1 protein-coding gene is annotated in these 429 nt (G+C 56.6%); it reads right to left on the minus strand.

Annotated elements, in window-relative coordinates; genetic code table 11:
* A partial coding sequence (locus IB213_RS17915; protein ID WP_225561188.1) for a hypothetical protein occupies positions 1-429 on the minus strand: 429 nt, incomplete at both ends.

Here is a 429-nt window from a genome sequence, read left to right on the forward strand (position 1 = left end):
GTTCCGCCTTCAGCGACAGGTATTCCGGGTTTGATGGTTCGCGTCTGCGCAGATAGGCCGTAATATCGGTGCTGAGGCGCGACAGCTTCAGAACCGGCGTAAGATTGACGGTCTTGCGCTTGAAATCATGATAGCCGGACAGTTCGTTCGGATCGACGCGCCCACGCATATTGTCCTGCACATAGGTCAGGACCTTTGCCGACAGCGACAGTTCAAATTGCATCAATGCGCGCTGGTAAGCGTCGTTGGTGCCGCTCACCTGCTGCTGGACTGGCTCTTCTGGCACAGTTGCTGGCGTTTCGCTGATGCTGGCGGTAACGTCACTGGCGGGAGCGGAAATGATGTAGTCGGCCGGATCTAGACCGCTTGCCGAAACGCCTGCGAAGAACTCGAGAACGGCATTGGCCTTTTCATTGACTTCGCCATTGC

Source organism: Comamonas sp. CMM02 (genome assembly GCF_014851485.1).
Taxonomy (GTDB): Bacteria; Pseudomonadota; Gammaproteobacteria; order Burkholderiales; family Burkholderiaceae_C; genus Comamonas; species Comamonas avium.